Here is a 22,695-nt window from a genome sequence, read left to right as displayed (position 1 = left end):
AATTATTGTTTGCCTTCACATGGAAAAGCAATAGGTTCGCTTTAAGAGTATCACTTCTATAAAGCAGTATTGCGCCAATAATTTGAGGGATTATTTTGAAAAAAGCTGGCAAGAAGACGCAAAAGAATCCGGAGACAGCTGACCTCATCATTGGATCGGAAGGCGTTGCCGCCGAAAACCGCACGAGCCGGTTGAGAACGCGTGCCGCGTGGATGTATTACGTCGAACAAATGACCCAGAACGACATTGCTGAAGCGCTTGGCGTCGGTCGTGTCACAATCGTTCGCCTTCTTGCTGATGCCCGTGCTCGCAATGAAGTAAAAATTACCATCGAAGGCAAGCTGGCAAGCTTGACCGCATTGGAAGTGGAGCTTGAAAAGACCTTTGGTCTGGAACGCGCGATTGTCGCGCCGCTCTCTTCATCTGACATTGATCCTATTCCACCGATCAGTGCTGCCACCGGCGCTTATCTGTCGGAAAAGGTGCAGCACGGCATGACGATTGGCGTCGGCTGGGGGCGCACCCTTTCCAGCACTCTGCAGCACATCGGTGCCCGCCCGCTCAACGATTTGAAAGTGATCTCGCTGCTCGGCGGCATCGTGCAGCCACGCCGTTCCAATCCGCCGGAATTTGCCTGGCAGTTTGCGCAGATTTTTCAGGGTGAAGGCTATCTTATCCCCGCCCCTGCTCTGGTTGATAGCAAAGAGACACGGATCGCTCTTATCGAACGTTGCGGATTGAATACTGTGCTGGATATGGCCGAAGAATTGGACATGGTTCTGCTCAGCGTCGGCGACATTCAAACCGCCAGCAGCACGTCTTATCGTGTCGGCCTGATTGACGAGGAACAGAAGCTATCGCTCATTGCAAATGGCGCTGTTGGCGACGTACTTTTCCACTTCTATGACAAGAACGGCAAGATCGTTGATGATCCCGTGCACGACCGCGTCATGTCGGCCAAAATTGAAAGTCTTCAGAAGACGCCGCAACGTATTCTTACATCAGGCGGCAAAGAGAAAATTGCCGCTCTGCTTGGTGCAATCGAACTTCTGAAACCCACCGTTCTCATCACCGATGAAGAAAGTGCAACACAGATGCTCAAGGACAGGGCGCAGTCCGAGTAACAACAAAAAGCACATCGCCGCAAAACGATGTGCTTTCTTTTTAATCACACCAGTTGAACATCAATTGGCAGCAGCCGTTGCACACTCTTTAAGGATTTGCAGCACCGCAGCCCGCTCTTCGATTTGTGGCATATGTCCACAACCTGCGAAAATGTGGACGCCAACTTTCCCCGGCAAACCATGAGCCTGGGCAACGGGAATAACCCGATCTTCGGCACCGAAGATGAGCCGCACCGGCATTGCAAGCGAGGCAGTGCTTGAGCGAACCTCAAATGTCTGCGTGCCATCTGCAAAGAACCGGGCACCAATCGCTTCCTGTGTATTGCGCAGTTCTGCGTCGGAAGCCTGAGCAACGGTTGCATTGATGAATGGCTTTGTCAGATGGCTCTCATCGGCAACGAGCAGCTTCAACCAGGGAACGATGCTGGCTTCGCTTTTCGCGCCGATAAGACCTTTTATGAACGCACCGTTGACCTGCGGCCCCAAACCACCCGAAGAGATAAGCAACAGGGAACGCACATCGACAACGCCACGCGCAGCGGTGACTGTGGCGACGGCCCCGCCAAGCGAATGGCCGACCAACAGGCACGACGTCACACCGAAAGCAGCCAGCGTCGCTTCGACTGCAGCAGCAATGTCATCAATGCTTTCAGGAACGACACGTGGTGAATTACCGTGTCCCGGAAGATCAAGCGCCAGTATCGGGTGGCCAAGCGACGCCCCGGCAAACAAGCCACGCCATGAGTTGAGGTCTGCGGCAAAGCCGTGGATCAGCACAATCGGCAACCGATCGGCCTCGCCCTCACGCAACCAGACTGCGTTAAGCTGACCGGGCACGGATGGGTCAGCATTTTTAATTGCAGGCGATTTAGCCGATACTGCATGCTTCGCAATGCCGGTATTGCCTTCAACGTCCTTCTTCTGCACGCGGCCCTTCGGACCTGAGCCCTGAATGGTGGCGAGATCAATGCCTGCTTCACGGGCGAGCCGCCGTGCGAGCGGTGTTGCCCGCACATCATCTGCTGAACCATTTTTATCGTCTTGGGAGGATTTTGGTTCAACCGGTTTTGGTGCTACCGTCTCAATGATAGTTTCGACGGGCACAGCAGCAATTGGCTCTTCAACGACGGGCGCTGACTTGGCACTACGTTCTTCACCTTCGTCATAAATCCAGGCGACAGTCTGACCAACCGGGACAACAGCGCCTTCTGCGGCACTGATATCCGCAATAATGCCTGATGCCGGAGCATCGACTTCCATCGCCGCCTTATCAGTCTCAATTTCAAAGAGAAGCTGGCCTTTCGTGACAGTATCGCCATCCTTGGCGTACCAGCGCGAAATCTGCCCCGTCTCCATATCCATATCGACCTTGGGGAGAATGACTTCCACAGCCATGGTCAGCGCACTCCTTTAGCCAGATCACGCGCACTTTTCAGGATATCAGGCACCTGCGGAACCGTTGCACGTTCAAGATCAGGATTGTAAGGAATTGGAGTTTCTGCCCCGCCAAGACGCACGATTGGCGCATCAAGATAGTCAAAGGCATCACTTTCCGCGACGATTGCGGAGATTTCAGCACCGATGCCAAGCGTCTTTACAGCTTCATAAACGCAGAGGAGCTTGGACGTCTTCTTGACGCTTTTAATGATGGTTTCATGATCAATCGGACGCACGGTGCGCAGATCGATCACTTCAACATCAATACCTTCCTTGGCAAGTTCGGCAGCCGCATCAAGTGCTTTGTGCACCATGATTGCGGTTGCAACGATGGTCAGATCACGGCCTTCACGAACCACTTCTGCCTTGCCGATCGGCACGGTGTAGAAGCCTTCAGGAACCGGACCTTTCATCTTATAAAGCAGCTTGTGTTCAAAGATCATGACGGGGTCTGGATCTTCAACGGCTGCAAGCAACATGCCTTTGGCGTCATAAGGTGTCGACGGCTGCAAAACTTTGAGACCGGGAACATGACCAAGCCATGCTTCAAGGCTCTGGCTGTGCTGCGCTGCAGCACCTGTTCCCGAGCCAGCCGGGAAGCGCATGACCAGTGGCACAGAAACCGCGCCGCCAAGCATATAGCGGATTTTGGCAGCCTGATTGACGATCTGCTCCATAGCAAGTGCTGCAAAGTCGGAGAACTGAAATTCAAAAATCGGACGCATACCGGTCAGTGCTGCGCCGACAGCGACACCCGCGCCGCCCAGTTCTGAAATCGGGGTGTCCATGACACGGTCCTCGCCAAAGCGATGCACCAGATCCCCTGTCACCTGAAATGCGCCGCCATAGACGCCAATATCTTCACCCATCAGGAACACGCGGTCGTCGCGTTCCATGGCAATCGCCATTGCTTCCTGAATGGCTTGCGAATAGCTCAACTCACGGATTGCTGTGTCCATGTTCAAATATCATCCGTGTAAACGTCGCGGGTCAGGTTGGTCAGATCGGGTGCAGGGCTGTTCTTGGCGAACTCAATCGCCTCAGCGATCTCCTTCTCCACCTCGGTACGGATCGCCTCGATCTCGGCATCGTTGATGAAGCCATAGGCTTTCAAGTCGGCCTCAAAATGCGCGATTGGATCGCGATCGTTCTGCCAGTGCTCGATTTCTTCCTTGGTGCGATAGCGGTTGCGATCGCTCTTGGAATGACCACGAATGCGGTAGGTCTTGTTTTCAATGAGCGTAGGCCCATCGCCGCGCCGTGCGCGTTCGGTGGCTTCATTCACGGCCTCTGCCACTTCCGACAGATTGTTGCCATCCACGATCACGCCCGGCATGTTATAGGCCGATGCACGATCAGCGACATTGGCAACCGCCGTCGAACGCTTGGTCGAAGTAGACATCCCGTAACCGTTGTTTTCGCACACGAAAATGACAGGGAGCTTCCAGACCGAAGCCATATTGAGTGCTTCGTGAAAAGCACCCTCATTGTTCGCACCATCGCCAAAGAACGACACGACCACCTTGCCGTTTTTCTGCTTCTTGGCGGAAAGAGCTGCACCGACCGCAATCGGGATACCGCCGCCGACAATGCCGTTTGCACCAAGATTGCCCTTGGAAACGTCAGCAATGTGCATCGAGCCGCCACGGCCTTTGCAATAACCGGTTTCCTTGCCGAAAAACTCAGCAAACATGCGCTTCACGTCTGCACCCTTGGCGATGCAGTGGCCATGACCACGATGGGTCGAGGTGATCATGTCGTCATCGTTAAGTGGCAGGCACGAGCCCATCGCGCTTGCTTCCTGCCCGATGGACAGATGCATCGTTCCATGAATGAGGCCACGCGTGTAGCTTTCTTCCGCGCCCTCTTCAAAGCGGCGGATGAGATACATTTTATGCAGTGCTTCTTTCAGCTGTTCCGGCGAATAAGTGCGGAAAGCATAAGGCAAATTGTGACGGTCGCCCGTATCCTGCGGTTCGACTTTTTTGGCTTGAACCATGATGTTTTGTCCTCACGCTCCGTAAACGAGCTTGTCCTGACGTGCGCGCAGCTCGGCAATCTTGGAGCCGGGAGCTACAGCCGCATTGTCGTAAGTGATCAGTTCGCCTTTTTTGATCGGCTTGGTCACGCTGCCACCCTGCAACAACCCGCATGGGATCGCATGCGCGCTTCTTGCTTCACCGGAAGTCATGATCCAAGCGCGGTAGCAATATTCGCCAATCGCATCGAGCTTTTCGCCCGGCTGCATGTCCTTCTTTGCAACGGCTGCCACTTCGGCGACCGGCTTTGAAAGCGGAACCATGTCCGGCTTGCCATAGAGCACAACGCGGGCGCAGGTGAGCGGCACTTCAAGGGAAGTCAGGTGATACGGACGATGGAACGTGAAATATGGACCCTTGCCCATTTTCAGATCTTCCATGCGCTCGGAAATACGCGGATGCGACATGTCGGCGACAACAAATACGCCCGGCGCAACACCCTTGCCGATGGAATAATCGACCACACCGACCTTCGACAGCACGCCGCCATCCTTTTCAGGGATCAGCGTCTTATTGAGCTGGTCGAGCGTTGCAGCAGGGCCGTGCATACCGGCCTTATCGGGGACGAGACCTGTGGCATTGGCAATAGCCGCCATTTCAACCATGGTCTTTGAACCGTCAACGAATTCCACCAACATGCGTACATTCATGTTACGGCGCGTGGCTTCTTCCATATATTCATCTGGAATGGCGTCGATATTGAGCGGATTGTTCTTGCCCTTGCCCGCCGCCACAATCGGATGACCCATGGCAGTCACAAACTCGATCAGCTCCATACAGGATGACGGCTCATCGCCTGCGCCCAGCGAATAGGTCACGCCAAGGCGCTCGGCTTCGGCTTTCAGATATGCACCGATGGTGACGTCCGCTTCGACATTCATCATGACAAGATGCTTGCCATGCTCCATAGCGCGCAGGCCGATTTCGGCCCCCACAGCTGGAACACCGGTTGCATCGATCACGACATCGATAAGATCATTTTCGAGGATCAGATTGGCATTGTCGGTTACAGCAACCTTGTGCGCTTCCATAGCAGCAGTCAGGTCGGAAGCTGTCGAGACCTCGCGGCCATGGCCTTCTTCCTGAAAAGCAATATCCACTGCCTTGAGTGCATTTGGAACGCGCAATTCGGAGATGGCACCAACCTCAATACCCGGCATATGTGCAACGCGCGTGACGATATCGGTGCCCATTTCGCCGGAGCCAATCAGTCCGATGCGAATTGGGCGCCCACTATCCGCCCGCGCCTGCATGTCACGCGCCAAACCTGTCAACGCCACATTGGTTGCCATCGTTTCCTCCTGAACGTCCCTGCAAAATTCTCGCAGTCTCCTCTGATGCATTATCGATTAATGAACATTTGTTTCTAAGTCAATACCAGTGTTCATTTCTCGCAGCGTTTACACCTCCCGAAATGCCATCTTGTTATTCAACTTTAGTTTGCTATAGAATACAAATGTTCTGCCGTTTCGCCCAATTCACATTTTGAAACGTCGATACGTGCGAGCTAATAATGATGTTCTGTTAGTTCGGTGCACTTTGGGACGTGCTCCGAGGGGGAGGAGAGATAAATGGACGCATTTCTGAGCGGACTTAAAACGGCAGTCGATACGCTTGGGGCGACAGTCCTGTTGCCTATCGTGATTTTCATTATTGCAGTGGTACTTGGGGCGAAGGTCGGCAAAGCCTTCCGTGCAGCCATAACAATTGGCGTCGCTTTCATCGGTATCAACCTGGTCCTTGGCCTTATGTTCACCTCTATCGGTGAAGTGGCTCAGGCAATCGTCACCAATACAGGCATCAAACGCGACATCGTTGATGTGGGCTGGCCATCGGCTGCAGCCATCGCCTTTGGTTCATCCGTGGGCTTGTGGGTTATTCCAGTTGGTATTCTGGTCAACATCGTCCTCCTGCTGATGCGCTGGACGCGCACGCTCAATGTGGACGTATGGAATTTCTGGCACTTTGCTTTCGTAGGCTCGCTGGTTGTCGCTGCAACCGATAACCTCGCTTATGGCATCATCATTGCAGCACTGGTTGCAGCACTGTCGCTGTTGTTTGCAGACTGGTCCGCACGCGCTGTTCAGCAGTTCTATGGCGTACCCGGTGTGTCCGTGCCGCATCTGGCCTCGGCGCAGATCCTGCCAATTGCCATCGTGCTCAACTGGATCATGGATCGCATCCCCGGCATCAACAAGATCAACATCAACACCGAAACCATCGAACGTCGCTTTGGGGTTTTCGGTGAGCCGGTCGTGATGGGGCTGATCATAGGTCTCGTTCTTGGTACTATCGCATTTTATAATGCAGGCGACTTCGGCACGATCCTCGCCAAGGTTCTCGGCACCGGCATGACGCTTGCAGCAGTCATGCTGCTTCTGCCGCGCATGGTGAAAATCCTGATGGAAGGCCTGCTGCCGGTTTCTGACGCTGCACAGGAATTTGTGCGCAAGCGCACGGGCGACCGCGAACTTCTCGTCGGTCTCGACTCGGCAATCCTGATTGGACACCCGGCTGCAATCTCGTCGTCACTCATTCTTGTGCCGATTGCGATCATTCTGTCGGTCATCCTGCCGGGCAACCGCGTGATCCTGTTCGCCGATCTTGCCGTCATTCCGTTCATCGTCGCCATGACGGCACCGCTTCTGAAAGGGAACGTGTTCCGCATGGTCGTCGTCGGAACCATCACACTGGCCATCGGCTTCTATGTCGCCAATGCGCTCGCACCATTGTTCACCAGCGCTGCTGTTTCATCGGGCTTCAAGCTGCCTGAGAACGCCTTGCAGATTACTTCGGTGGTCGATGGATTCCTGTGGGTGCCTTACGTCATCATCTCGGCCATCCAGTGGCTCGGTGCTATTGGTATCGCGGTAATCGCCGTGGTTATTGCAGCACTTTTCATGCTCTATCGTCGCAATACGCAGGCATGGGAACGCGCTGCGGGTGCTGAGGACGAACCTGCAGACGAAATTGCAGCCTGAGCGCGGCAATGATCGCTGCATGAAATACAAGTCGCACGTCGAGATCGGCGTGCGACCTTCTTTGAATGGAGAATGGAATGGCTGCTGGTCTGATTGATTTTCTCGACCCACAAGCGATCGAGCTTCAGAGCGACGCAAAAACCAACGAAGAGATTATCCGGATATTGGCGGGCAAGCTGGAGAAACTTGGCTACGTCAAGCCAAGCTATGCTGATGCCGTCGTTAGCCGCGAATTGTCCATGCCTACCGGATTGCCACTAGAGCGCGATGATAACGTCGCAGTCCCTCACACCGATCCTGAACATGTGATCAAGGCTGGTATTGCATTCGCGACGCTGAAATCGCCCATCCAGTTCGCCAATATGGAAGACCCGGAAGAAGCTGTCCCGGTTGGATATGTGTTTCTGCTTGCTATCAACGACAAGGACAAACAGATTGAGACCTTACAGCAGATCATGGCAACCATTCAGGATGCTGATGCACTCGACAGGCTGAAGGCCGCACGCACGCTTGAGGACGTTCAAACTGCCTTGCAATAAAGGCTAGAGCATTTCCAGCAAAAGTGCGAAGCGGTTTTGCGTCGGATAATGCGAAAAACAAAGAAATAGAGCATTTCCAATGATTCAAGAAAAACAGGGAATGCTCTAGCGCCCTGAACACACAAGCACCAATTGGAGGAAACCATGGCTAAAATGAAAACAATTCTCTTCGCTTGCGGTACAGGTGTAGCGACATCTACGGCAGTGAATGCAACCGTCACCGAAGAAATGAAAAAGCGTGGGCTTACCTTCAACGCTCAGCAGGCAAAAGCAACTGAAGTTGCTTCTCTGGCTGACAATGTGGATTTCATCGTTTCCACTACGCCTATTTCGGCTTCTGTGACCAAGCCCGTCATAAAGGGCCTCCCCTTCCTGACCGGCATTGGCAAGGATCAGGTTCTCGATCAGATCGAAGCCGAGCTGCGCAAATAAGCGCGGACCGTGAAACCTGACCGTTCACGCGATCTAACGGGTTTAGTGCGGGTTATCTTCTGAAATCCGATAATCCCTAAGTTTAGCAACAGCGCAGCGGGCGGCGCCAGCACCTCCCGTTGCGAGTTCTCTCCCGCACTGGCTTGAACCAAAGCCCTATCGCAGATCAACCAGATCGCCCACAATCGCCGCAGCCTCGTTCTGCAGGACATCTGTCGCGCTCTTGCGGTTTTTCTCAATCGCCAGATCAGCACTCAAGCTTCGCTCATTCGATTGCAGACCGTCATCCATCCCGGTATCAATACCGTCGTTGACCTTCCCGCGTGCCTTGATCCGCTTTTCCTGAGCGGCCATCTCGTTGCGACGTTCAGTTTCGTTGAGGGATATGGACTTTTTCTCGCGCTGCTCTTTCAGCGTTGCAACGTCTTGCAAAAAGTCCTGAAACTCCGGGGATTTCTGCACGCGCTCATCATGCAGGTTCTGCAGCCGAGGCAACAGCGTCTTTATATTGTCCGATCGCTTGAACTTCGCAGCCTTCACCTGCGACCACGGCAACGCATTGTCGAAGCTTGATTCACCGACAAGCTTGAGATCGAAAAGCCCCGGTAGACTGATATCGGGTGTTACACCACGCAATTGGGTCGTACCACCGTCAACTCGGAAGAACTGCGCGACTGTAAATTTAAGCTCGCCATATTCGGGTTTGGGGTTATTGGCCACTTCGTCAAGATTGACCACGGTCTGCACCGTTCCCTTGCCGAAACTTGGTTCGCCGATAACCACACCACGACCATAATCCTGTATCGCCGCAGCAAAAATCTCGGAAGCCGAAGCTGAACCGCGATTGATGAGTACGCCCAGCGGGCCCTTCCAGGCAGGTGCCGAAAGAGTATCGCTTTCCACCTTGACTTCGCCGCTTGCATTGCGCTGCTGGACGACCGGTCCTTTTCCAACAAACAATCCTGTTAGATCGATCGCTTCGCTGAGCGAACCGCCGCCGTTGTTGCGCAGGTCGACCAGCACACCATCAACCTTGTCTTGCTTCAACTCAGCAATGAGCTTGGCAACGTCGCGGCTGGCACTCCTGTAATTCTTGTCGCCCTTGCGCCGCGCTTCAATGTCTTCGTAAAACGCAGGCAGAGTGATCACTCCAATCTTGCGGGAGGCGTCTCCGTCTTTCACCGAAAGGATCTTCTTCTGGGCGGCCTGCTTGTCGAGACTGATCTTGTCGCGGACTAGAGAGATGACATGGTGCTTGCCGTCGGGGCCAGCATCGACGGGCAGGATATCGAGCCGCACAACCGAACCCTTGTCACCACGGATCATCTGCACGACCTCATCGAGACGCATGCCGATCACTTCCTTGATAGGACCTTCCTTGCCCTGTCCAACGCCAACAATACGGTCGCCCACGGCAAGCTTGCCCGATGACTGTGCCGGACCACCCGCAACCAGTTCACGGATCGTCGTATAGTCGTCTCTTTCCTGGAGCACCGCGCCGATACCGACCAGAGACAGCTTCATTGAAATATCGAATTCGGCTGAAGCCTTGGCACCGAAGTAATCGGTATGCGGATCGACCGACGTCGTATAGGCAGCCATGAATGATTGGAAAGCGTCGTTGCTGTTGTATTTAAACGTGCGCTCGATGGAGTTTTCATAGCGCTTGTCGAGGGTTTTGCGAATCGTCGCATCATCCTTGCCGGCAAGCTTCAAACGCAGCCAGTCGTTCTTGACGCGTTTGCGCCACAGATCATTGCTCTCCTCACTTGATCGCGGCCAGGGCTCCTTGTCGCGCACGATAGAGAAATCTTCCTGCTTGCTGAAATCGAACCCCTGCTTGAGCAGGCTGCGCGCAAAGGTCATGCGCTCGATGATGCGCATCTGGTAGGTGTTGAAGATGGAAAACGGAACAGTCAAATCCTGGCGTTCGATGGCATCATCGATTTCCTTGCTGCCGGTCAGGAACTTGTCGACATCCGCCTGCAGAAAGATGAGCCGATCCGGGTCCAGCGAGTCGATAAACCGGTTCATGATCCGGACCGACAGCGCATCATCCAGAGGAATGGGCCGATAATGAAAACGCGTGAGAAACTCTGCCGTTAGATTGGCGGCTTGCATTTGCTCCGGCGACGGCTTCAAAATGGCCGGAGAACTGACTTCAAGAGCATGCGCTGACGAAATGCCTGCCAAAAAGAGCCAGACCAAGCCAATTTTAATGCGTTTCAAGCTGTGTTCCATTCTCGACATTGAGCGCTTAGTTCCAACCCTTGTTCAGCAATTATGTTTTTTTGGCAACCGTCTGTATGAATTATTCAGTCGAGCGGCACTTGGTACTGGCCCATAAGAGATAGACATTGGCTACCGGAGGGGCCTCTTCATGATCAATGGCCCATCTGAGGCGGGTGCCGTATATCGCATTACCACCCGGATCGTCCGCGACTTAACCGGAGTTCTGTTCGCGCACTCATTCAGCGCCTGCTGTGCGCTGATTGCGAATTCGCGACCCGCTCGTCTAACTGGTTGATACTCGACAGTCACGATGCGTACCAACTCGCCCTCAGCATTATATGTAACCTCGAAAGTTGCGGACGCTCGTTGATAATCAATATTCTCGGGCAACTTCCAGCACTCGGAAGCCATATCGGCAACCAATTGCGCGTCGTTTGCAGCAGCGGGAAAGGCTGCAAACAGCATCAGGATAGTTCCGACGAAGCCAGTTCTGTGCATGTTTCTCCGTCGCGATTTCACGGTTACGATTCCACCCTTATACGTAGTCGTTGAATCGCGAAGCTACCAGTCTGGGGACTGGTTTGTGGTTGTAAAACTTGTATGACCATCAAGCCGGATTTTCCCCGCTTTTTCCCGTTCATCATCAGTTCATGCGCCAGATTTCAGGATGCGAGCTTGAAAGGAGTACGCAGAATGAACCTAGTTAAAGGACTGATCGCCGGTGTTCTCGGTGTCGGGATGCTGATCGGAGCAGGTGCTGCCAATGCCGCGCCGACACTGAACGTCGCAAAACCAGACGTGAGTTCGAATGTCGAACAAGTCCGGGATCATCGGGGACATCATTCACGGAAACATTGGAAGAAACGGCATCACTACAAGCGAAACAACTGGCGCTCGCATCACCGCCATTATCGTGGACCACGCTGGCATTCGCATCGCCATTACAGGCACAACGCCTGGCGCAATCATCACAGACACCACTATTATAGTGGGCCACGCGTGAGGCGGGGTCACTATTAGTAAAAGGGGCGCGTAACTGCGCCCCTTTTGTCATTCTCGCTGAAAATGATCGGGGTTGAACCACGTTCAGCCCCGATTGTTCATTCTTACTTTGCTTCGATAGCCTGCAGACCAGCAAGTGCGCATTCCGCATCAGTTGCACCCGATGGTGCGCCGCCAACGCCAATTCCGCCGACCAGTGCATCCCCGATCTTGATCGGCAACCCACCCGCCTGAATAACGAAGCGAGAATCCATGTCCCGCATGCCATTATTGGCTGGCTTCGACGCGATAAACTCTGCGACTTCACCGGAATCACGGCCCAGAGCAGCCGACGTGAACGCTTTTCCTTCTGCGCTGTTGCCGGTATGCGGACCAGAAAGATCGGCCTTGAGCAGAACCTTGGTCGATCCGTCTCGCGCCACAACTGCAACGCTCACATTATTGCCCTTGGCGACACAGGCATCCAGTGCAGCCTGTGCAGCTTTGGTTGCCAGATCAAGCGGCAGATAGGGCGTGGTGGGAAGAGTCTGAGCGAAAGCGGCAGCCGGGGCCATCGACAAAACGATAATTGCAAGTTTACGGATCATGGTCGTTCCTCAGTTGTGATGAGGAACATTTAGTTCCCGTCAGCAAGCAGTGAAATCCGTAACATTTACGAACTTATCGGTAGTTCTACGGATGTGACTGTCCTTCAAGCCACAAGCGTGTCATTTCCGCTTGCGATGTCGTGCCCAGTTTTGCTCCTATGGCCGCACGGTGGCTATCTATCGTGCGTGGTGACAATTCAAGACCGTCGGCAATTTGCCGGGTAGTGAAGCCTTGTGCAATACGATCAAGCACCTCACGCTCACGCGCTGTCAGCGCGTCCAGCAGTGCCAGCGTTTCGGCTCTCAGAGCCTCGCTCCCCAGCTTGCGTTCAAGCAGTTGCTGAGCCTTCTGGATTGCATCGATCAAATCCTGCTCATCGACCGGCTTGGAAAGATAATCCACCGCGCCATTTCTAAAGGCGCGACGACAGGCTTCGATATCGCCGTGGCCCGAGATGATGATCACCGGCCAGTCAACTTCCTGCCCGGCCAGAAGCTCCTGAAGCTTCAGGCCCGTCATGACAGGCATGCGAATATCGAAAATCATGCATCCGGGTTTCAGTCGCGGCAGCTGCGCCAAAAAAGCGGAAGGATCAGCAAACCCCCTGACCTCGATGTCTATGGTTGACAGAAGAAGGCTGAGCGACTTTCGTACCGCTTCATCATCATCGACAAGATAGACCGGTTGAACCATCGTCTTAACTTCCTGTGCCATCGGCGATTGGGAGCACAACGCGAAACAACGCACCTTGCTCCTGAGGAATATAGGAAATTTCACCACCAAAGCGTTCAACCAGCCGCTGGCTGAGTGCCAGGCCGAGACCGGTCCCTTCAGGGCGATTTGTCGTAAAAGGGGTAAAAAGACGCGGCAACAACTCTGGCGCAACACCGGGGCCGTTATCGGCAATTTCCAGAATAGCGAGCGATCCGTCAGCTTTCAGAGATGCGTTGATCCATCGATCACCATCACTATCATGAAAGGATTCAATTGCATTGCGGAGAAGATTGAACATCACCTGTTCCATTTCCACCGGGTCAAACGCAGCCAACAAAGGTGTCTCGGGTATCGAGAGTTCAACTTTGACGCCTTGTCGTACAGCCTCCGAGGCGAGCAGTGTCTGCACGTTCTGAAGTGAAAGGCGCAGATCAGCATGTTTCGTCTGCCGGCGCTGCGGACGAGACCAATTGCGTAGCCGATCCAGAATGGCGGATGCCCGACGCGCCTGATCCACCATATCGTCCAGCGCTCCGGCCAGCGCCGTCATATTGTTGCGGCTCAACAAGCGGCGCCCCGCCTGAGCCCCCGCCAGAAGGGCCGTCAGGGGCTGCGTCAACTCATGTGCCATGCCGCTTGCCATTTCGCCCATCGTGTTGACGCGTGAGGCGTGTGCCAATCGGGCTTCGAGGCTACTCAGTTCTGCACGACGTTCCGCATGGCGCGTGCGTTGTGTCTGGCGAACGATGACCAATCCACCAAAGAACAGCAGGTTCGTAAGAACGAGGATCGGAATAAGCTGGTCAAACGGCAAAAGATCAGTCCAGCCCATGGCAAGGGCTGTCTGGAAGAGAAGCGGTTGCGTTGCACTGCCCAGTTTCTTGGAAAAATGCGCTTCACCAAATGTGCCCGCGCTACTGAACAAAACCTTCCCATCTGGCATGAGGATACGCTGCGCAACGCCATCCCGGCTCCAGAATGCATCGTCAGAACTGATGAGACTGCTCGCATTGATCGAGAGTGTCAGACCGTCGTGCGGGGTGTCCGTATTCGGGCTGCGTTTTACGATCATGTAATGCCCGGGTCGCGCAGCAGGTGCCAGAAGCTCGGGGACGCCTCGCGATGAACGAGCGGCCACACGTATGGCATCAGCCAGTTCCGGTTCCAGCTTTCTTGTGCCGGTCACCGGCTCAGCCGGGTTCATCGGCACCAGTTGAATTTCATCGATGCGCGGATAGAAACGAGTGATCGTTGCCGCCACTTCGAGGAAAACGTCATCCTGCGAAACATCAGCCGTTCGCGCTTTGGATTGAGCGATCGTTGAAAGCGCCGTCAGATGGGCATCGTGTTGGTCGGCACGTTGGGAAGCCTCACGATGTAACGTAAAGCTGGCAGCTTGAAGTTCGGACAACAGCGCCGCTCGTTGATAAACAGCAAGGCTGCCTATCGCCAGAAGGTTGAACAGCAGACACAAGAGAAATGGAAGCAAGGCAGATCGGATGCTTCCATTGTAGAGGTTCATAAATTGCATCCCGGTATCAGGCTGTGTTCTGGTCTTTATGGCATCTCTGCTATCTATATATACCCGTATTTATCTCCCCGTCCAAACCGCACCATGCACGATACATGCCTGGGCTGTTGAACGGCAGGCTGACATTGCCTTTGCGATCCACCGCAACAAGACCGCCAGAGCCACCGATTTCACCCAGCTCGCGGACAACCGCGCCAGCTGCCTCATTGAGCGATTGCCCTGCCCAGCGCATCCGTGCATTCACTTCGTGACCCACCGCCCAGCGAATGAAATATTCTCCGTGACCTGTGGCGGAAAGCGCTACCGTCTCGTCATCCGCCCAGGTTCCAGCACCGATGACCGGGCTGTCGCCAACGCGTCCCGGTGTCTTGGCGGTCATGCCGCCCGTGGATGTGGCTGCCGCCAGATGACCGAAACGATCCAGTGCAACTGCTCCGACAGTGCCATGTTTGCGGGCAGGATCGCCATCGTCGGCGGCACCACTGCGACGACGTGCCATTTCGTCGTGCAAGGCCTTGCGACGCTGTTCCGTCGAGAACCATTCCGGCGCCATCATTTCCAGACCGGCAGCTTCGCAAAATCGCTTTGCCCCCTCGCCTGCGAAAAATACGTGTTCGGTCTGCTCCATGACTGCACGTGCCGCCAGAACAGGATTGCGTGGCCCGCAAATTCCGGAGATGGCACCGCATGCCCGCGTTGCACCATCCATGATGGCCGCATCCATCTCATGCGTTTCATCCGTCGTGAAAACGGCTCCGTGCCCGGCGTTGAAAAGCGGATTTTCTTCCAGGGCAATCACAGATGCCGTCACGGCATCAAGTGCTTTGCCACCTTTACGCAGAACATCCAGTCCAGCCTGCAGGCATTCCCGCAGGCCGGCATGATAGGCTGCTTCCTTCTCTGGCGTCATATTGGCTTTAAGAATGGTTCCAGCGCCGCCATGCAACGCGATGACAGGTACAAATTCGGGCATCTTCATTAACTCGCTAAAAAAACCGGCGGCCTTGAAGCCGCCAGTGGATACGGTCTTATTTCGGCTTGACGTCCATTGCCAACGTGTCCTCGTCAGAGCGCGGCGTATAGGAAATCTTGTCCTTTTTTACACCCCATGCCGACATGTTCACAGCAAGCGGCAAATCTGGTCTGTCGGTTGAAACAAGCAGATTGGCTTTCTCAAGAAGAGCGCCACGCTTGGCCTCGTCCATTTCACTACCGGCATCCTCAATCAGCTTGTCCATTTCCGGATTGGAATATCCGCGCGTATTGAAAGCGCCCAGTGATTTCGCGGTGTCATTTGTATGCATCAATGACGACAGCATATAGTTGGATTCACCGGTCAGCGTGCCCCAAGACGCCATATAGAGCGAATAATCCCCGCGCGTCTTGGCCGGATTAAATACCGCTGCAGGGACGCCGCTGACATCGACCTGAACATTGATCGAAGCGAGCAACTGGGCAATTGTCGGCCCCAATTCCATCGGCATACGGTCATTGGCATAATTCAATGACACTTTGAAACCATCCGGATAGCCAGCATCGGCCATCAGCTTGACTGCCTTTTCAACGTCGTAAGCAGCCGGAGCAATGTCCTTGTTGTAGCCGAAAATATTCGAGGCCACCATTTGCGTGGGCACCGAGCCCATGCCTTCCAACGCTACTTCCGTGATCGTCTGGCGATCAATAGCCAGGTCGAAAGCTTCACGCACACGCGGATCAAGGAATGGGTTCTTCTCCAGCTTTTTGCCGGTTTTATCCCAGACCATTGGCGATTCTTTGCGGAAGTCGAACTCCAGATAGGGAATATAGACGGATTCATCCTTCACGACGTCCAGCTTGGAATCGGACTCCAAGGCAGCAAGATCTGTCGAAGGAACCTTCGATATCAAATCAACCTGACCGGCCTTCAGCTGGGCAACGCGAGCAGCATCATTGGGAATTTCCTTGCGCACGACGTGATCCCAAGGCTGGGCACCACCCCAGTAACCGTCAAATTTTTCCAGTACCAAGTCCTGCGTGGGAGCCCATTTCACAAATTTATAAGGACCCGTACCAATCGTAGCCTTACCTGAATTGAAACCGTCTGCGGCCGTTTCCTTGGTCGAGTAATCCGCTGCAGCCTTGTGGGAAACAATGAACAGACGTACGAAATCATTGGGCAATGTTGGCGCCGATCCAACCGTCGTCACACGGACGGTCAGCGGATCGATCACTTCCACACCCTTCACCCTGCGAACATAAATGGTCGAAGGATTAGGTCCCGTAACATTTGGAATGCGCTCGATGGAAAACTTCACGTCCTCGGCAGTAAAGTCCGATCCATCGTGGAATTTGACACCTTCACGCAGTTTGAACTCCCACGTCGTGTCATCGACAGGCTTCCAGCTCACAGCGAGTGACGGTTCGACTTCGAGCTTATTGCCCGATTTCAAGAGCGTATCGAAAACATGCTTGGTCGCTTCGGCATTCGCAGACGTTGCCGTAAAGTGCGGGTCCATTGAAGCTGGCCCCGATTTCGTGGCAATCACGAGGTCGGCAGCAATCGCTGACAACGGCATCATCAGTGTCGTTGCCAGTAAGGCGGTGTTGAATATCGAACGAATGGTCATTTTTTCCCCTGTAATTTTCTCATTGGCATGACGAGTAGTAAAATCCATGGCAAGCCGACTTGCCGATTATTGATCCGAGATGTGCTGTTTCAGGTATCTTCGCCTTCGATAGGCTCCAAATCCGCGACGAGCTGCTGCGGCCAACTTTCCGAAGCTACCACCAGCTTGGTCAGGATTTCAGAAAGGTTCAAACGCTCGGCGGGCGACAGGGATTCGAGCATCATGCGTTCGTGATCCATCATCTTCGCCTCGACAGCTTCCACCGCCAAACGCCCTTTTTCAGTCAGTTTTAAAGCAACTCGGCGCTGGTCAATGGGGTCGAGCTCGCGGCTGATCATGCCCAACGTGTCGAGCTTGTTCACGGCACGGCTCAAGGTATTTTTTGGGAAACCGGACGACCGGACAACTTCGGTCAGGGTCAACTCGGCGCTCAGATAGAGCGACCAAAGCACGACAAACTCCGGCCGCAGCAAACCAAGTTGCTGCTGGATCAATCCATAAACAGGATTGTTGAACCGCAACGCCAGATAGTTCAACCGAAATGAAAGCCAGCACGGATTTCGCCAGAGCTTGGGATAGAGCGGATCGCCCTCCGAAAGACTGGAAAGCCCCGGCTCCTCCCGTCCCGCGCGCCCTTCGTAAAGAGCCGTACGCAACAAATCATCCATCGATAAAACCTCAGCGGTTTTTCATTTAGTACTATTTGGAACGATATTTAAAAATTTTGTTGCGTCAACTCTATTTTTTTGTTCCTAATGGAACCGAATTCAAAAAAGCAAATGAATGCAGGGGTGCCATCGCACAACCATCCCTGCGAGGGGTTAGTGCGCTCTGGTTGCCAATCCGGAAAATTGCAGGAGACGAAAATGCGCATTCAGGACATGCATTGGTCGCAGGTCGAAGCACGTGTAAAAGAAGACGACCGTTGCGTCATCCCGATCGGGTCTATTGAACAACATGCCTATTTGAGCTTGGCAACCGATATGATCCTGGCCGAACGCGTCGCCGTAGAGGCGGCCGAGCCGACAGGCGTGCCGGTGTTTCCTTGCCTGCCCTATGGAATGGCATCCGGGTTCGCTGATTTTCCAGGTACGGTTACGCTGACGCTGCGCACCTACATCAATGTGATCGAGGACGTTCTGAACAGTGTCTATCATTCAGGTTTCCGTCGCATTCTGATTGTCAACGGTCATGGCGGCAATTCGCCTATCAACCCTCTCCTGTCGGAATGGATGAACAGTCATCGCGACACTTCGGTCAAGCTCCACGACTGGTGGCGCGCGCCAAAGACCATGGCAAAAGTGCAGGAGATTGACCCTGCTGCCAGCCATGCCAGCTGGATGGAGAACTTTCCATGGACCCGCCTGGAAGGTGCGCCGATCCCGAATTTCCAGAAAGAGCGCATCGACTTTGCCGCATCCGCGCGCGTCGATGCTGGCAGAAAGCGTGAACGTATTGCTGAGGGCAATTATCACGGCGTCTTCCAAAGGCCCGATCGGGACATGATGGAAATCTGGAAAGTCGGTGTCGAAGAAACACGCCACGAGATCGAGCATGACTGGCATTAACGCGCCGGTCAAACCTTCCAAGTCCCTCGCAACCCTTGCCCGAATGCAACCATTGGGGCACTAGCCAGAGAAAAGCCAATGGCCTCATTCATTCTCCGCAGGTCGGGACAGGCGTTCATCGTCCTGGTGGTCATGTCCATTCTTGTGTTCATTGGCGTTTACGTCATCGGCAACCCCATTGACGTACTCATTTCACCGGATGTTACGCAAGAAATCCGCCAGCGGGTTATCGAGGAATACGGCCTCAACCAGCCCCTCTGGAAACAATATGCCGATTTTGTCGCCAAGACTGTCAGTGGCGACTTCGGAAGATCATTCGTCTTCAACATGCCAGTCAGCGAGTTGATTGCCCAGCGATTGCCGGCGACCTTGGAGCTCGCTGTTATCGCCGTTCTGCTTGCCTCTCTTATCGGCATCCCTCTTGGCGTCTATGCCGGTTACAAGCCAGAAGGGTTCGTTTCCAAACTGATCATGGCAGGCTCGATACTTGGCTTTTCCGTACCTACCTTCTGGATCGGATTGATGCTGATTATGGTGTTTGCTGTTCAGCTCGGCATGTTGCCCGCCGGTGGGCGAGGAGAGACTGCCGATATTTTCGGGATTCCCTTTTCGTTTTTGACCCGCGATGGCTGGTCACATCTCTTCCTTCCAGTTCTTAATCTGGCTCTGTTCAAGATGGCGATGATGTGTCGACTGGCAGCAGCAGGCACACGCGAGATAATGACGACCGATACAATTAAATTTGCACGGGCGGCAGGCATTCCTGAACACACGATCCTGCGCCGGCATGTATTGAAGTTGATCTCCATTCCGCTTGTTACGGTGTTTGGTCTGGAACTCGGCTCAACACTTGCCTTCGCTCTTGTCACGGAAACCATTTTCAACTGGCCGGGGCTCGGAAAACTCATCGTAGACTCCATCGCATCGCTCGACCGTCCAGTCATGGTCGCCTATCTGATGATGGTCGCGATCCTCTTCGTCGTCATCAACCTTTGCGTCGATCTGGCTTATGCAGCCCTCGATCCACGACTGCGTCAGAAAGGTCGCTGAGATGGCCGAAACGGTATCAACTCAAAGCTCCGCTCCAATAAGCAGCACGTCTCCTGTGAAGGAGTTTTGGCGGGCCTTTTCCAAGAACAAGGTCGCGGTTATCGCATTCGCTGTGGTTGTCATCATTGCTCTGCTGGCAATATTCGCGCCATGGATCACGCCACAAGACCCCTACGACCTCAAATCTCTCGTGCTGCGTGATGCGCGCCGGCCGCCCGGCTATGTCGGTGCCCAGGGCATGTATTATCTGCTCGGCTCGGACAGTCAGGGACGCGACCTGCTGTCAGCCATTATATATGGTCTGCGCATATCACTCGAAATGGGACTGATTGCAGGGGCCATAGCCTTCAGCCTCGGCGCGATTGTCGGTTGTTTCGCGGCCTATCTTGGCGGGCGAACAGAAACTTTCATAATGCGCCTTGTGGATGTGCAATTGTCATTTCCGGCCATCCTGCTGGCCTTCGTGGTTGCCGCCGTGCTCGGTCAGGGAAAGTGGCAGCTCATTCTGGCACTTGTCTTCGCGCAATATGCCTATTTCGTGCGCACGGCACATGGTGCGGCGGCGGCGGAACGGCAAAAGGATTACGTGCAGGCAGCCCTTTCCGTGCCGATGAGTGGCTGGCACGTCGTGACACGGCATATCCTGCCCAACTCCCTGCCACCGCTCATCGTCGTGGCAACTGTGCAAGTTGCTTCAGCCATTTCGCTGGAAGCCACGCTTTCATTTCTTGGTGTCGGCCTGCCGCCAACAGAGCCCTCCCTTGGAATGTTGATTGCCAATGGCTTCCAGTATCTTCTGTCGGGCCGCTACTGGATTTCCATCTATCCGGGCGTTGCGCTGATTGTTCTGATCATGGCCATCAATCTCATGGGCGATCAGATCAGAGACATACTCAATCCGAGGCTGCGCAAATGACAGCTCTGCTACAAGTCGACAATCTCTCCACTTATTTTGAAACTGACCGCGGTACGGTGAAATCCGTCGATGGCATCTCATTTGAAATCGGGAAAGGCGAAATACTTGGCCTTGTCGGAGAATCTGGTTCAGGAAAATCGATCACCGGCTTCTCTCTGATTGGCCTGATCGATAAGCCCGGCAGAATTCAACCCGGAAGTTCAATTCGATTTGAAGGCCGGGAGCTGGTCGGATTGCCGGAAAACCAATTGCGCAGCATTCGCGGTCGGGAAGTCTCTATGGTCTTTCAGGACCCCATGATGACCCTAAACCCGGTCCTCAAGGTCATCGACCAGATCGCAATGGCTATCCGCGCTCACGAAAAGGCTTCGGATGCCGAAGTTCGCCGCAGAGCAATCGAAGCTTTGGCGCGGGTGCGCATTGTCGAGCCGGAAAAGAAGGTCGACCAGTATCCACATCAGTTTTCAGGTGGCATGCGCCAACGCGTGGCGATTGCTATTGCGCTGCTTCACAAGCCCAAACTGGTAATCGCGGACGAACCCACAACCGCGCTCGATGTGTCGGTTCAAGCGGAAATCCTCAAAGAAGTGAAAGCGCTCGTCTCTGAATTGGGCATCTCGATGATCTGGATCAGCCATGATCTCGCGACCGTTGCTTCAATCTCACAGAGAATAGCCGTCATGCGGCTTGGCAAGATTGTCGAGATGGGGAGCGTTGCCGAAGTACTCGGTTCTCCCAAGCACTCCTACACTCAAGGCCTGCTTGATGCCCTGCCGTCACGAAAACAGCCAGGGGAGCTTCTAACCTCAAGCGCCACCGAGAACGCTGGCGAATATTCAATTATAGAGACGCAGAAGAATAAATCTCTCGCCCCAAGCCCGAACTTCGTCAGCGCCGATGACGTTACGATGATCTTCCAAAAGCCGGTAGGCTCGCTTGGCCGTTTTGCCCAACGGCTCGGCCTCGCCAAACCAGCTCATGCCGTCCATGCCGTTCAGTCCGCAACTCTTACGATTGCACGCGGCGAAGTGCTGGGGCTGGTCGGCGAATCCGGCTCGGGGAAATCAACGCTTGGCCGCATCATCTGCGGCATCTCCACGCCAACTTCGGGTAATGTTCTGGTTGACGCTCGCAAGGTGCGGGAAAAAGACCGCAAGATTGGCACTTCCGTTCAAATGATCTTTCAGGACCCCTTTGCATCGCTTGATCCACGCCGCACAATATTTCAGTCCGTCGCGGAAGGGCCGATCGCACACGGGCTTTGCACCAAGAAAGACGCGCGCGAATATGTCAATCGCTGGCTGAAATCAGTGGCATTCGATCCGGCGCTGGCAGACCGTTATCCTCACCAATTCTCCGGCGGACAGCGACAGCGCATTGCTATTGCGCGGGCGCTGGCAATGCAACCGGAGCTCATCGTTTGCGACGAGCCAGTGGCTTCGCTCGACGTTTCCATTCAGGCACAGGTTATCAATCTCCTGTTGCAACTGAGGAAAAGCCTTGATCTGACATTGCTTTTTATCAGCCATGACCTGTCTGTCGTTCGCCATCTGTGCGACCGCGTTGTTGTCATGCATCACGGCAAGATTGTCGAAGAAGGTACCGTTTCTCAAATATTCACTCAGCCGAAACAGCCATATACGCGCATGCTGCTTGACGCGGTGCCCAAGCTGGCCTGGTGAAAGGGCCTATCGAACAGGTTTAAAGGCTTCACTCACCCCGTCTCAGAGTATAGGGCAGAATAAACAGATACAGCCCGGTTGCGAGTAATATAAACAGCGGTAGAAGCGGAGAATAAACGATCCACACCGGAGGCTGCCCGAACGCCATAGTGACGAAATTCGCAATCACGGTAAGCGTGAATATGATCGACAACCAGCGGTGAATTTGGCGTATGGATTTATTCAAGACCATATGTGCTTCTCCTTATGGAGTT

Annotated in this window: 21 protein-coding genes; 9 read left to right on the top strand and 12 right to left on the bottom strand. The window is 54.1% G+C overall.

Annotated features, from left to right (window positions below):
- Nucleotides 1-95: 95 nt before the first annotated feature.
- Nucleotides 96-1,124 carry a sugar-binding transcriptional regulator gene (locus AC1RHM_RS10625; RefSeq protein WP_010659294.1) on the top strand — a complete coding sequence of 343 codons (1,029 nt, stop codon included), beginning with the start codon at nucleotides 96-98 and terminating at the stop codon, nucleotides 1,122-1,124.
- Nucleotides 1,125-1,184: 60 nt separating this feature from the next.
- Here the strand turns inward: AC1RHM_RS10625 and AC1RHM_RS10620 are convergent, their stop codons facing one another.
- Genes AC1RHM_RS10620 through AC1RHM_RS10605 form a run of 4 tightly spaced genes read right to left on the bottom strand, consistent with a single transcriptional unit; the run spans nucleotide 1,185 to nucleotide 5,892 of the window.
- A complete protein-coding gene (locus tag AC1RHM_RS10620) occupies nucleotides 1,185-2,519 on the bottom strand; it encodes an acetoin dehydrogenase dihydrolipoyllysine-residue acetyltransferase subunit (protein ID WP_010659295.1) in 1,335 nt (444 codons plus the stop codon).
- 2 nt (nucleotides 2,520-2,521) lie between these two features.
- Entirely contained in the window at nucleotides 2,522-3,520 is a 999-nt protein-coding gene (locus AC1RHM_RS10615) for an alpha-ketoacid dehydrogenase subunit beta (protein ID WP_010659296.1), read from the bottom strand.
- A 2-nt stretch (nucleotides 3,521-3,522) separates the two neighbouring features.
- Nucleotides 3,523-4,560, bottom strand: a complete 1,038-nt coding sequence (locus AC1RHM_RS10610; RefSeq protein WP_010659297.1) for a thiamine pyrophosphate-dependent dehydrogenase E1 component subunit alpha — start codon at nucleotides 4,558-4,560, stop codon at nucleotides 3,523-3,525.
- Nucleotides 4,561-4,572: 12 nt separating this feature from the next.
- The gene (locus AC1RHM_RS10605; RefSeq protein ID WP_010659298.1) at nucleotides 4,573-5,892 is read right to left on the bottom strand and encodes an NAD(P)H-dependent oxidoreductase; all 1,320 of its coding nucleotides are present in this window, start codon (nucleotides 5,890-5,892) and stop codon (nucleotides 4,573-4,575) included.
- Nucleotides 5,893-6,171: 279 nt separating this feature from the next.
- Between AC1RHM_RS10605 and AC1RHM_RS10600 the strand changes: the two genes are divergently transcribed.
- The 3 genes from AC1RHM_RS10600 to AC1RHM_RS10590 all read left to right on the top strand — a co-directional run bounded on the left by AC1RHM_RS10600 (nucleotide 6,172) and on the right by AC1RHM_RS10590 (nucleotide 8,552).
- Entirely contained in the window at nucleotides 6,172-7,581 is a 1,410-nt protein-coding gene (locus tag AC1RHM_RS10600) for a PTS galactitol transporter subunit IIC (RefSeq protein WP_010659299.1), read from the top strand.
- 77 nt (nucleotides 7,582-7,658) lie between these two features.
- Nucleotides 7,659-8,120 carry a PTS sugar transporter subunit IIA gene (locus AC1RHM_RS10595; protein WP_010659300.1) on the top strand — a complete coding sequence of 154 codons (462 nt, stop codon included), beginning with the start codon at nucleotides 7,659-7,661 and terminating at the stop codon, nucleotides 8,118-8,120.
- Nucleotides 8,121-8,264: 144 nt separating this feature from the next.
- The gene (locus AC1RHM_RS10590) at nucleotides 8,265-8,552 is read left to right on the top strand and encodes a PTS sugar transporter subunit IIB (RefSeq protein WP_010659301.1); all 288 of its coding nucleotides are present in this window, start codon (nucleotides 8,265-8,267) and stop codon (nucleotides 8,550-8,552) included.
- Between the two features lie 156 nt (nucleotides 8,553-8,708).
- On the opposite strand, the gene AC1RHM_RS10585 is transcribed toward AC1RHM_RS10590, so the two are convergent.
- Nucleotides 8,709-10,793 carry a carboxy terminal-processing peptidase gene (locus AC1RHM_RS10585; RefSeq protein WP_492332566.1) on the bottom strand — a complete coding sequence of 695 codons (2,085 nt, stop codon included), beginning with the start codon at nucleotides 10,791-10,793 and terminating at the stop codon, nucleotides 8,709-8,711.
- A 799-nt stretch (nucleotides 10,794-11,592) separates the two neighbouring features.
- On the opposite strand from AC1RHM_RS10585, the gene AC1RHM_RS10580 reads away from it, so the two are divergent.
- Nucleotides 11,593-11,787 carry a hypothetical protein gene (locus AC1RHM_RS10580; protein WP_010659304.1) on the top strand — a complete coding sequence of 65 codons (195 nt, stop codon included), beginning with the start codon at nucleotides 11,593-11,595 and terminating at the stop codon, nucleotides 11,785-11,787.
- 103 nt (nucleotides 11,788-11,890) lie between these two features.
- On the opposite strand, the gene AC1RHM_RS10575 is transcribed toward AC1RHM_RS10580, so the two are convergent.
- The 6 genes from AC1RHM_RS10575 to AC1RHM_RS10550 form a co-directional block, all read right to left on the bottom strand.
- Complete coding sequence (locus AC1RHM_RS10575) at nucleotides 11,891-12,373, bottom strand: GlcG/HbpS family heme-binding protein (protein WP_010659305.1); 483 nt, start codon at nucleotides 12,371-12,373, stop codon at nucleotides 11,891-11,893.
- Between the two features lie 85 nt (nucleotides 12,374-12,458).
- Nucleotides 12,459-13,067 (bottom strand): response regulator transcription factor, encoded by a 609-nt coding sequence (locus tag AC1RHM_RS10570; protein WP_010659306.1) that lies wholly within the window; start codon nucleotides 13,065-13,067, stop codon nucleotides 12,459-12,461.
- Nucleotides 13,068-13,071: 4 nt separating this feature from the next.
- Nucleotides 13,072-14,610 carry a sensor histidine kinase gene (locus AC1RHM_RS10565; protein WP_010659307.1) on the bottom strand — a complete coding sequence of 513 codons (1,539 nt, stop codon included), beginning with the start codon at nucleotides 14,608-14,610 and terminating at the stop codon, nucleotides 13,072-13,074.
- A gap of 49 nt (nucleotides 14,611-14,659) precedes the next feature.
- Complete coding sequence (locus AC1RHM_RS10560; RefSeq protein ID WP_105529408.1) at nucleotides 14,660-15,592, bottom strand: isoaspartyl peptidase/L-asparaginase family protein; 933 nt, start codon at nucleotides 15,590-15,592, stop codon at nucleotides 14,660-14,662.
- 55 nt (nucleotides 15,593-15,647) lie between these two features.
- Nucleotides 15,648-17,225, bottom strand: a complete 1,578-nt coding sequence (locus AC1RHM_RS10555; protein ID WP_010659310.1) for an ABC transporter substrate-binding protein — start codon at nucleotides 17,223-17,225, stop codon at nucleotides 15,648-15,650.
- 89 nt (nucleotides 17,226-17,314) lie between these two features.
- Entirely contained in the window at nucleotides 17,315-17,893 is a 579-nt protein-coding gene (locus AC1RHM_RS10550; protein ID WP_010659311.1) for a MarR family winged helix-turn-helix transcriptional regulator, read from the bottom strand.
- 198 nt (nucleotides 17,894-18,091) lie between these two features.
- On the opposite strand from AC1RHM_RS10550, the gene AC1RHM_RS10545 reads away from it, so the two are divergent.
- The 4 genes from AC1RHM_RS10545 to AC1RHM_RS10530 all read left to right on the top strand — a co-directional run bounded on the left by AC1RHM_RS10545 (nucleotide 18,092) and on the right by AC1RHM_RS10530 (nucleotide 22,441).
- A complete protein-coding gene (locus tag AC1RHM_RS10545; RefSeq protein ID WP_010659312.1) occupies nucleotides 18,092-18,793 on the top strand; it encodes a creatininase family protein in 702 nt (233 codons plus the stop codon).
- A gap of 78 nt (nucleotides 18,794-18,871) precedes the next feature.
- Nucleotides 18,872-19,843, top strand: a complete 972-nt coding sequence (locus AC1RHM_RS10540) for an ABC transporter permease (protein WP_010659313.1) — start codon at nucleotides 18,872-18,874, stop codon at nucleotides 19,841-19,843.
- A 55-nt stretch (nucleotides 19,844-19,898) separates the two neighbouring features.
- Nucleotides 19,899-20,759 carry an ABC transporter permease gene (locus AC1RHM_RS10535; RefSeq protein WP_010659314.1) on the top strand — a complete coding sequence of 287 codons (861 nt, stop codon included), beginning with the start codon at nucleotides 19,899-19,901 and terminating at the stop codon, nucleotides 20,757-20,759.
- Nucleotides 20,756-22,441 (top strand): dipeptide ABC transporter ATP-binding protein, encoded by a 1,686-nt coding sequence (locus tag AC1RHM_RS10530; protein ID WP_010659315.1) that lies wholly within the window; start codon nucleotides 20,756-20,758, stop codon nucleotides 22,439-22,441. The genes AC1RHM_RS10535 and AC1RHM_RS10530 overlap by 4 nt, the downstream gene beginning before the upstream one ends.
- Before the next feature lie 28 nt (nucleotides 22,442-22,469).
- On the opposite strand, the gene AC1RHM_RS10525 is transcribed toward AC1RHM_RS10530, so the two are convergent.
- A complete protein-coding gene (locus AC1RHM_RS10525; RefSeq protein ID WP_010659316.1) occupies nucleotides 22,470-22,673 on the bottom strand; it encodes a hypothetical protein in 204 nt (67 codons plus the stop codon).
- Nucleotides 22,674-22,695 lie beyond the last annotated feature (22 nt).

The organism is Brucella sp. GW823-FHT04E01 (genome assembly GCF_058796175.1).
This window is presented reverse-complemented; position numbering and strand designations above follow the sequence as displayed.

Coding starts and splice junctions, on each gene's coding strand:
- AC1RHM_RS10610 (WP_010659297.1), bottom strand. CDS start 4,560: ATGGTTCAAGCCAAAAAAGTCGAACCGCAGGATACGGGCGACCGTCAC.
- AC1RHM_RS10560 (WP_105529408.1), bottom strand. CDS start 15,592: ATGCCCGAATTTGTACCTGTCATCGCGTTGCATGGCGGCGCTGGAACC.
- AC1RHM_RS10600 (WP_010659299.1), top strand. CDS start 6,172: ATGGACGCATTTCTGAGCGGACTTAAAACGGCAGTCGATACGCTTGGG.
- AC1RHM_RS10555 (WP_010659310.1), bottom strand. CDS start 17,225: ATGACCATTCGTTCGATATTCAACACCGCCTTACTGGCAACGACACTG.
- AC1RHM_RS10590 (WP_010659301.1), top strand. CDS start 8,265: ATGGCTAAAATGAAAACAATTCTCTTCGCTTGCGGTACAGGTGTAGCG.
- AC1RHM_RS10575 (WP_010659305.1), bottom strand. CDS start 12,373: ATGATCCGTAAACTTGCAATTATCGTTTTGTCGATGGCCCCGGCTGCC.
- AC1RHM_RS10595 (WP_010659300.1), top strand. CDS start 7,659: ATGGCTGCTGGTCTGATTGATTTTCTCGACCCACAAGCGATCGAGCTT.
- AC1RHM_RS10580 (WP_010659304.1), top strand. CDS start 11,593: ATGTCGAACAAGTCCGGGATCATCGGGGACATCATTCACGGAAACATT.
- AC1RHM_RS10550 (WP_010659311.1), bottom strand. CDS start 17,893: ATGGATGATTTGTTGCGTACGGCTCTTTACGAAGGGCGCGCGGGACGG.
- AC1RHM_RS10530 (WP_010659315.1), top strand. CDS start 20,756: ATGACAGCTCTGCTACAAGTCGACAATCTCTCCACTTATTTTGAAACT.
- AC1RHM_RS10585 (WP_492332566.1), bottom strand. CDS start 10,793: ATGGAACACAGCTTGAAACGCATTAAAATTGGCTTGGTCTGGCTCTTT.
- AC1RHM_RS10570 (WP_010659306.1), bottom strand. CDS start 13,067: ATGGTTCAACCGGTCTATCTTGTCGATGATGATGAAGCGGTACGAAAG.
- AC1RHM_RS10565 (WP_010659307.1), bottom strand. CDS start 14,610: ATGAACCTCTACAATGGAAGCATCCGATCTGCCTTGCTTCCATTTCTC.
- AC1RHM_RS10545 (WP_010659312.1), top strand. CDS start 18,092: ATGCGCATTCAGGACATGCATTGGTCGCAGGTCGAAGCACGTGTAAAA.
- AC1RHM_RS10620 (WP_010659295.1), bottom strand. CDS start 2,519: ATGGCTGTGGAAGTCATTCTCCCCAAGGTCGATATGGATATGGAGACG.
- AC1RHM_RS10525 (WP_010659316.1), bottom strand. CDS start 22,673: ATGGTCTTGAATAAATCCATACGCCAAATTCACCGCTGGTTGTCGATC.
- AC1RHM_RS10540 (WP_010659313.1), top strand. CDS start 18,872: ATGGCCTCATTCATTCTCCGCAGGTCGGGACAGGCGTTCATCGTCCTG.
- AC1RHM_RS10605 (WP_010659298.1), bottom strand. CDS start 5,892: ATGGCAACCAATGTGGCGTTGACAGGTTTGGCGCGTGACATGCAGGCG.
- AC1RHM_RS10615 (WP_010659296.1), bottom strand. CDS start 3,520: ATGGACACAGCAATCCGTGAGTTGAGCTATTCGCAAGCCATTCAGGAA.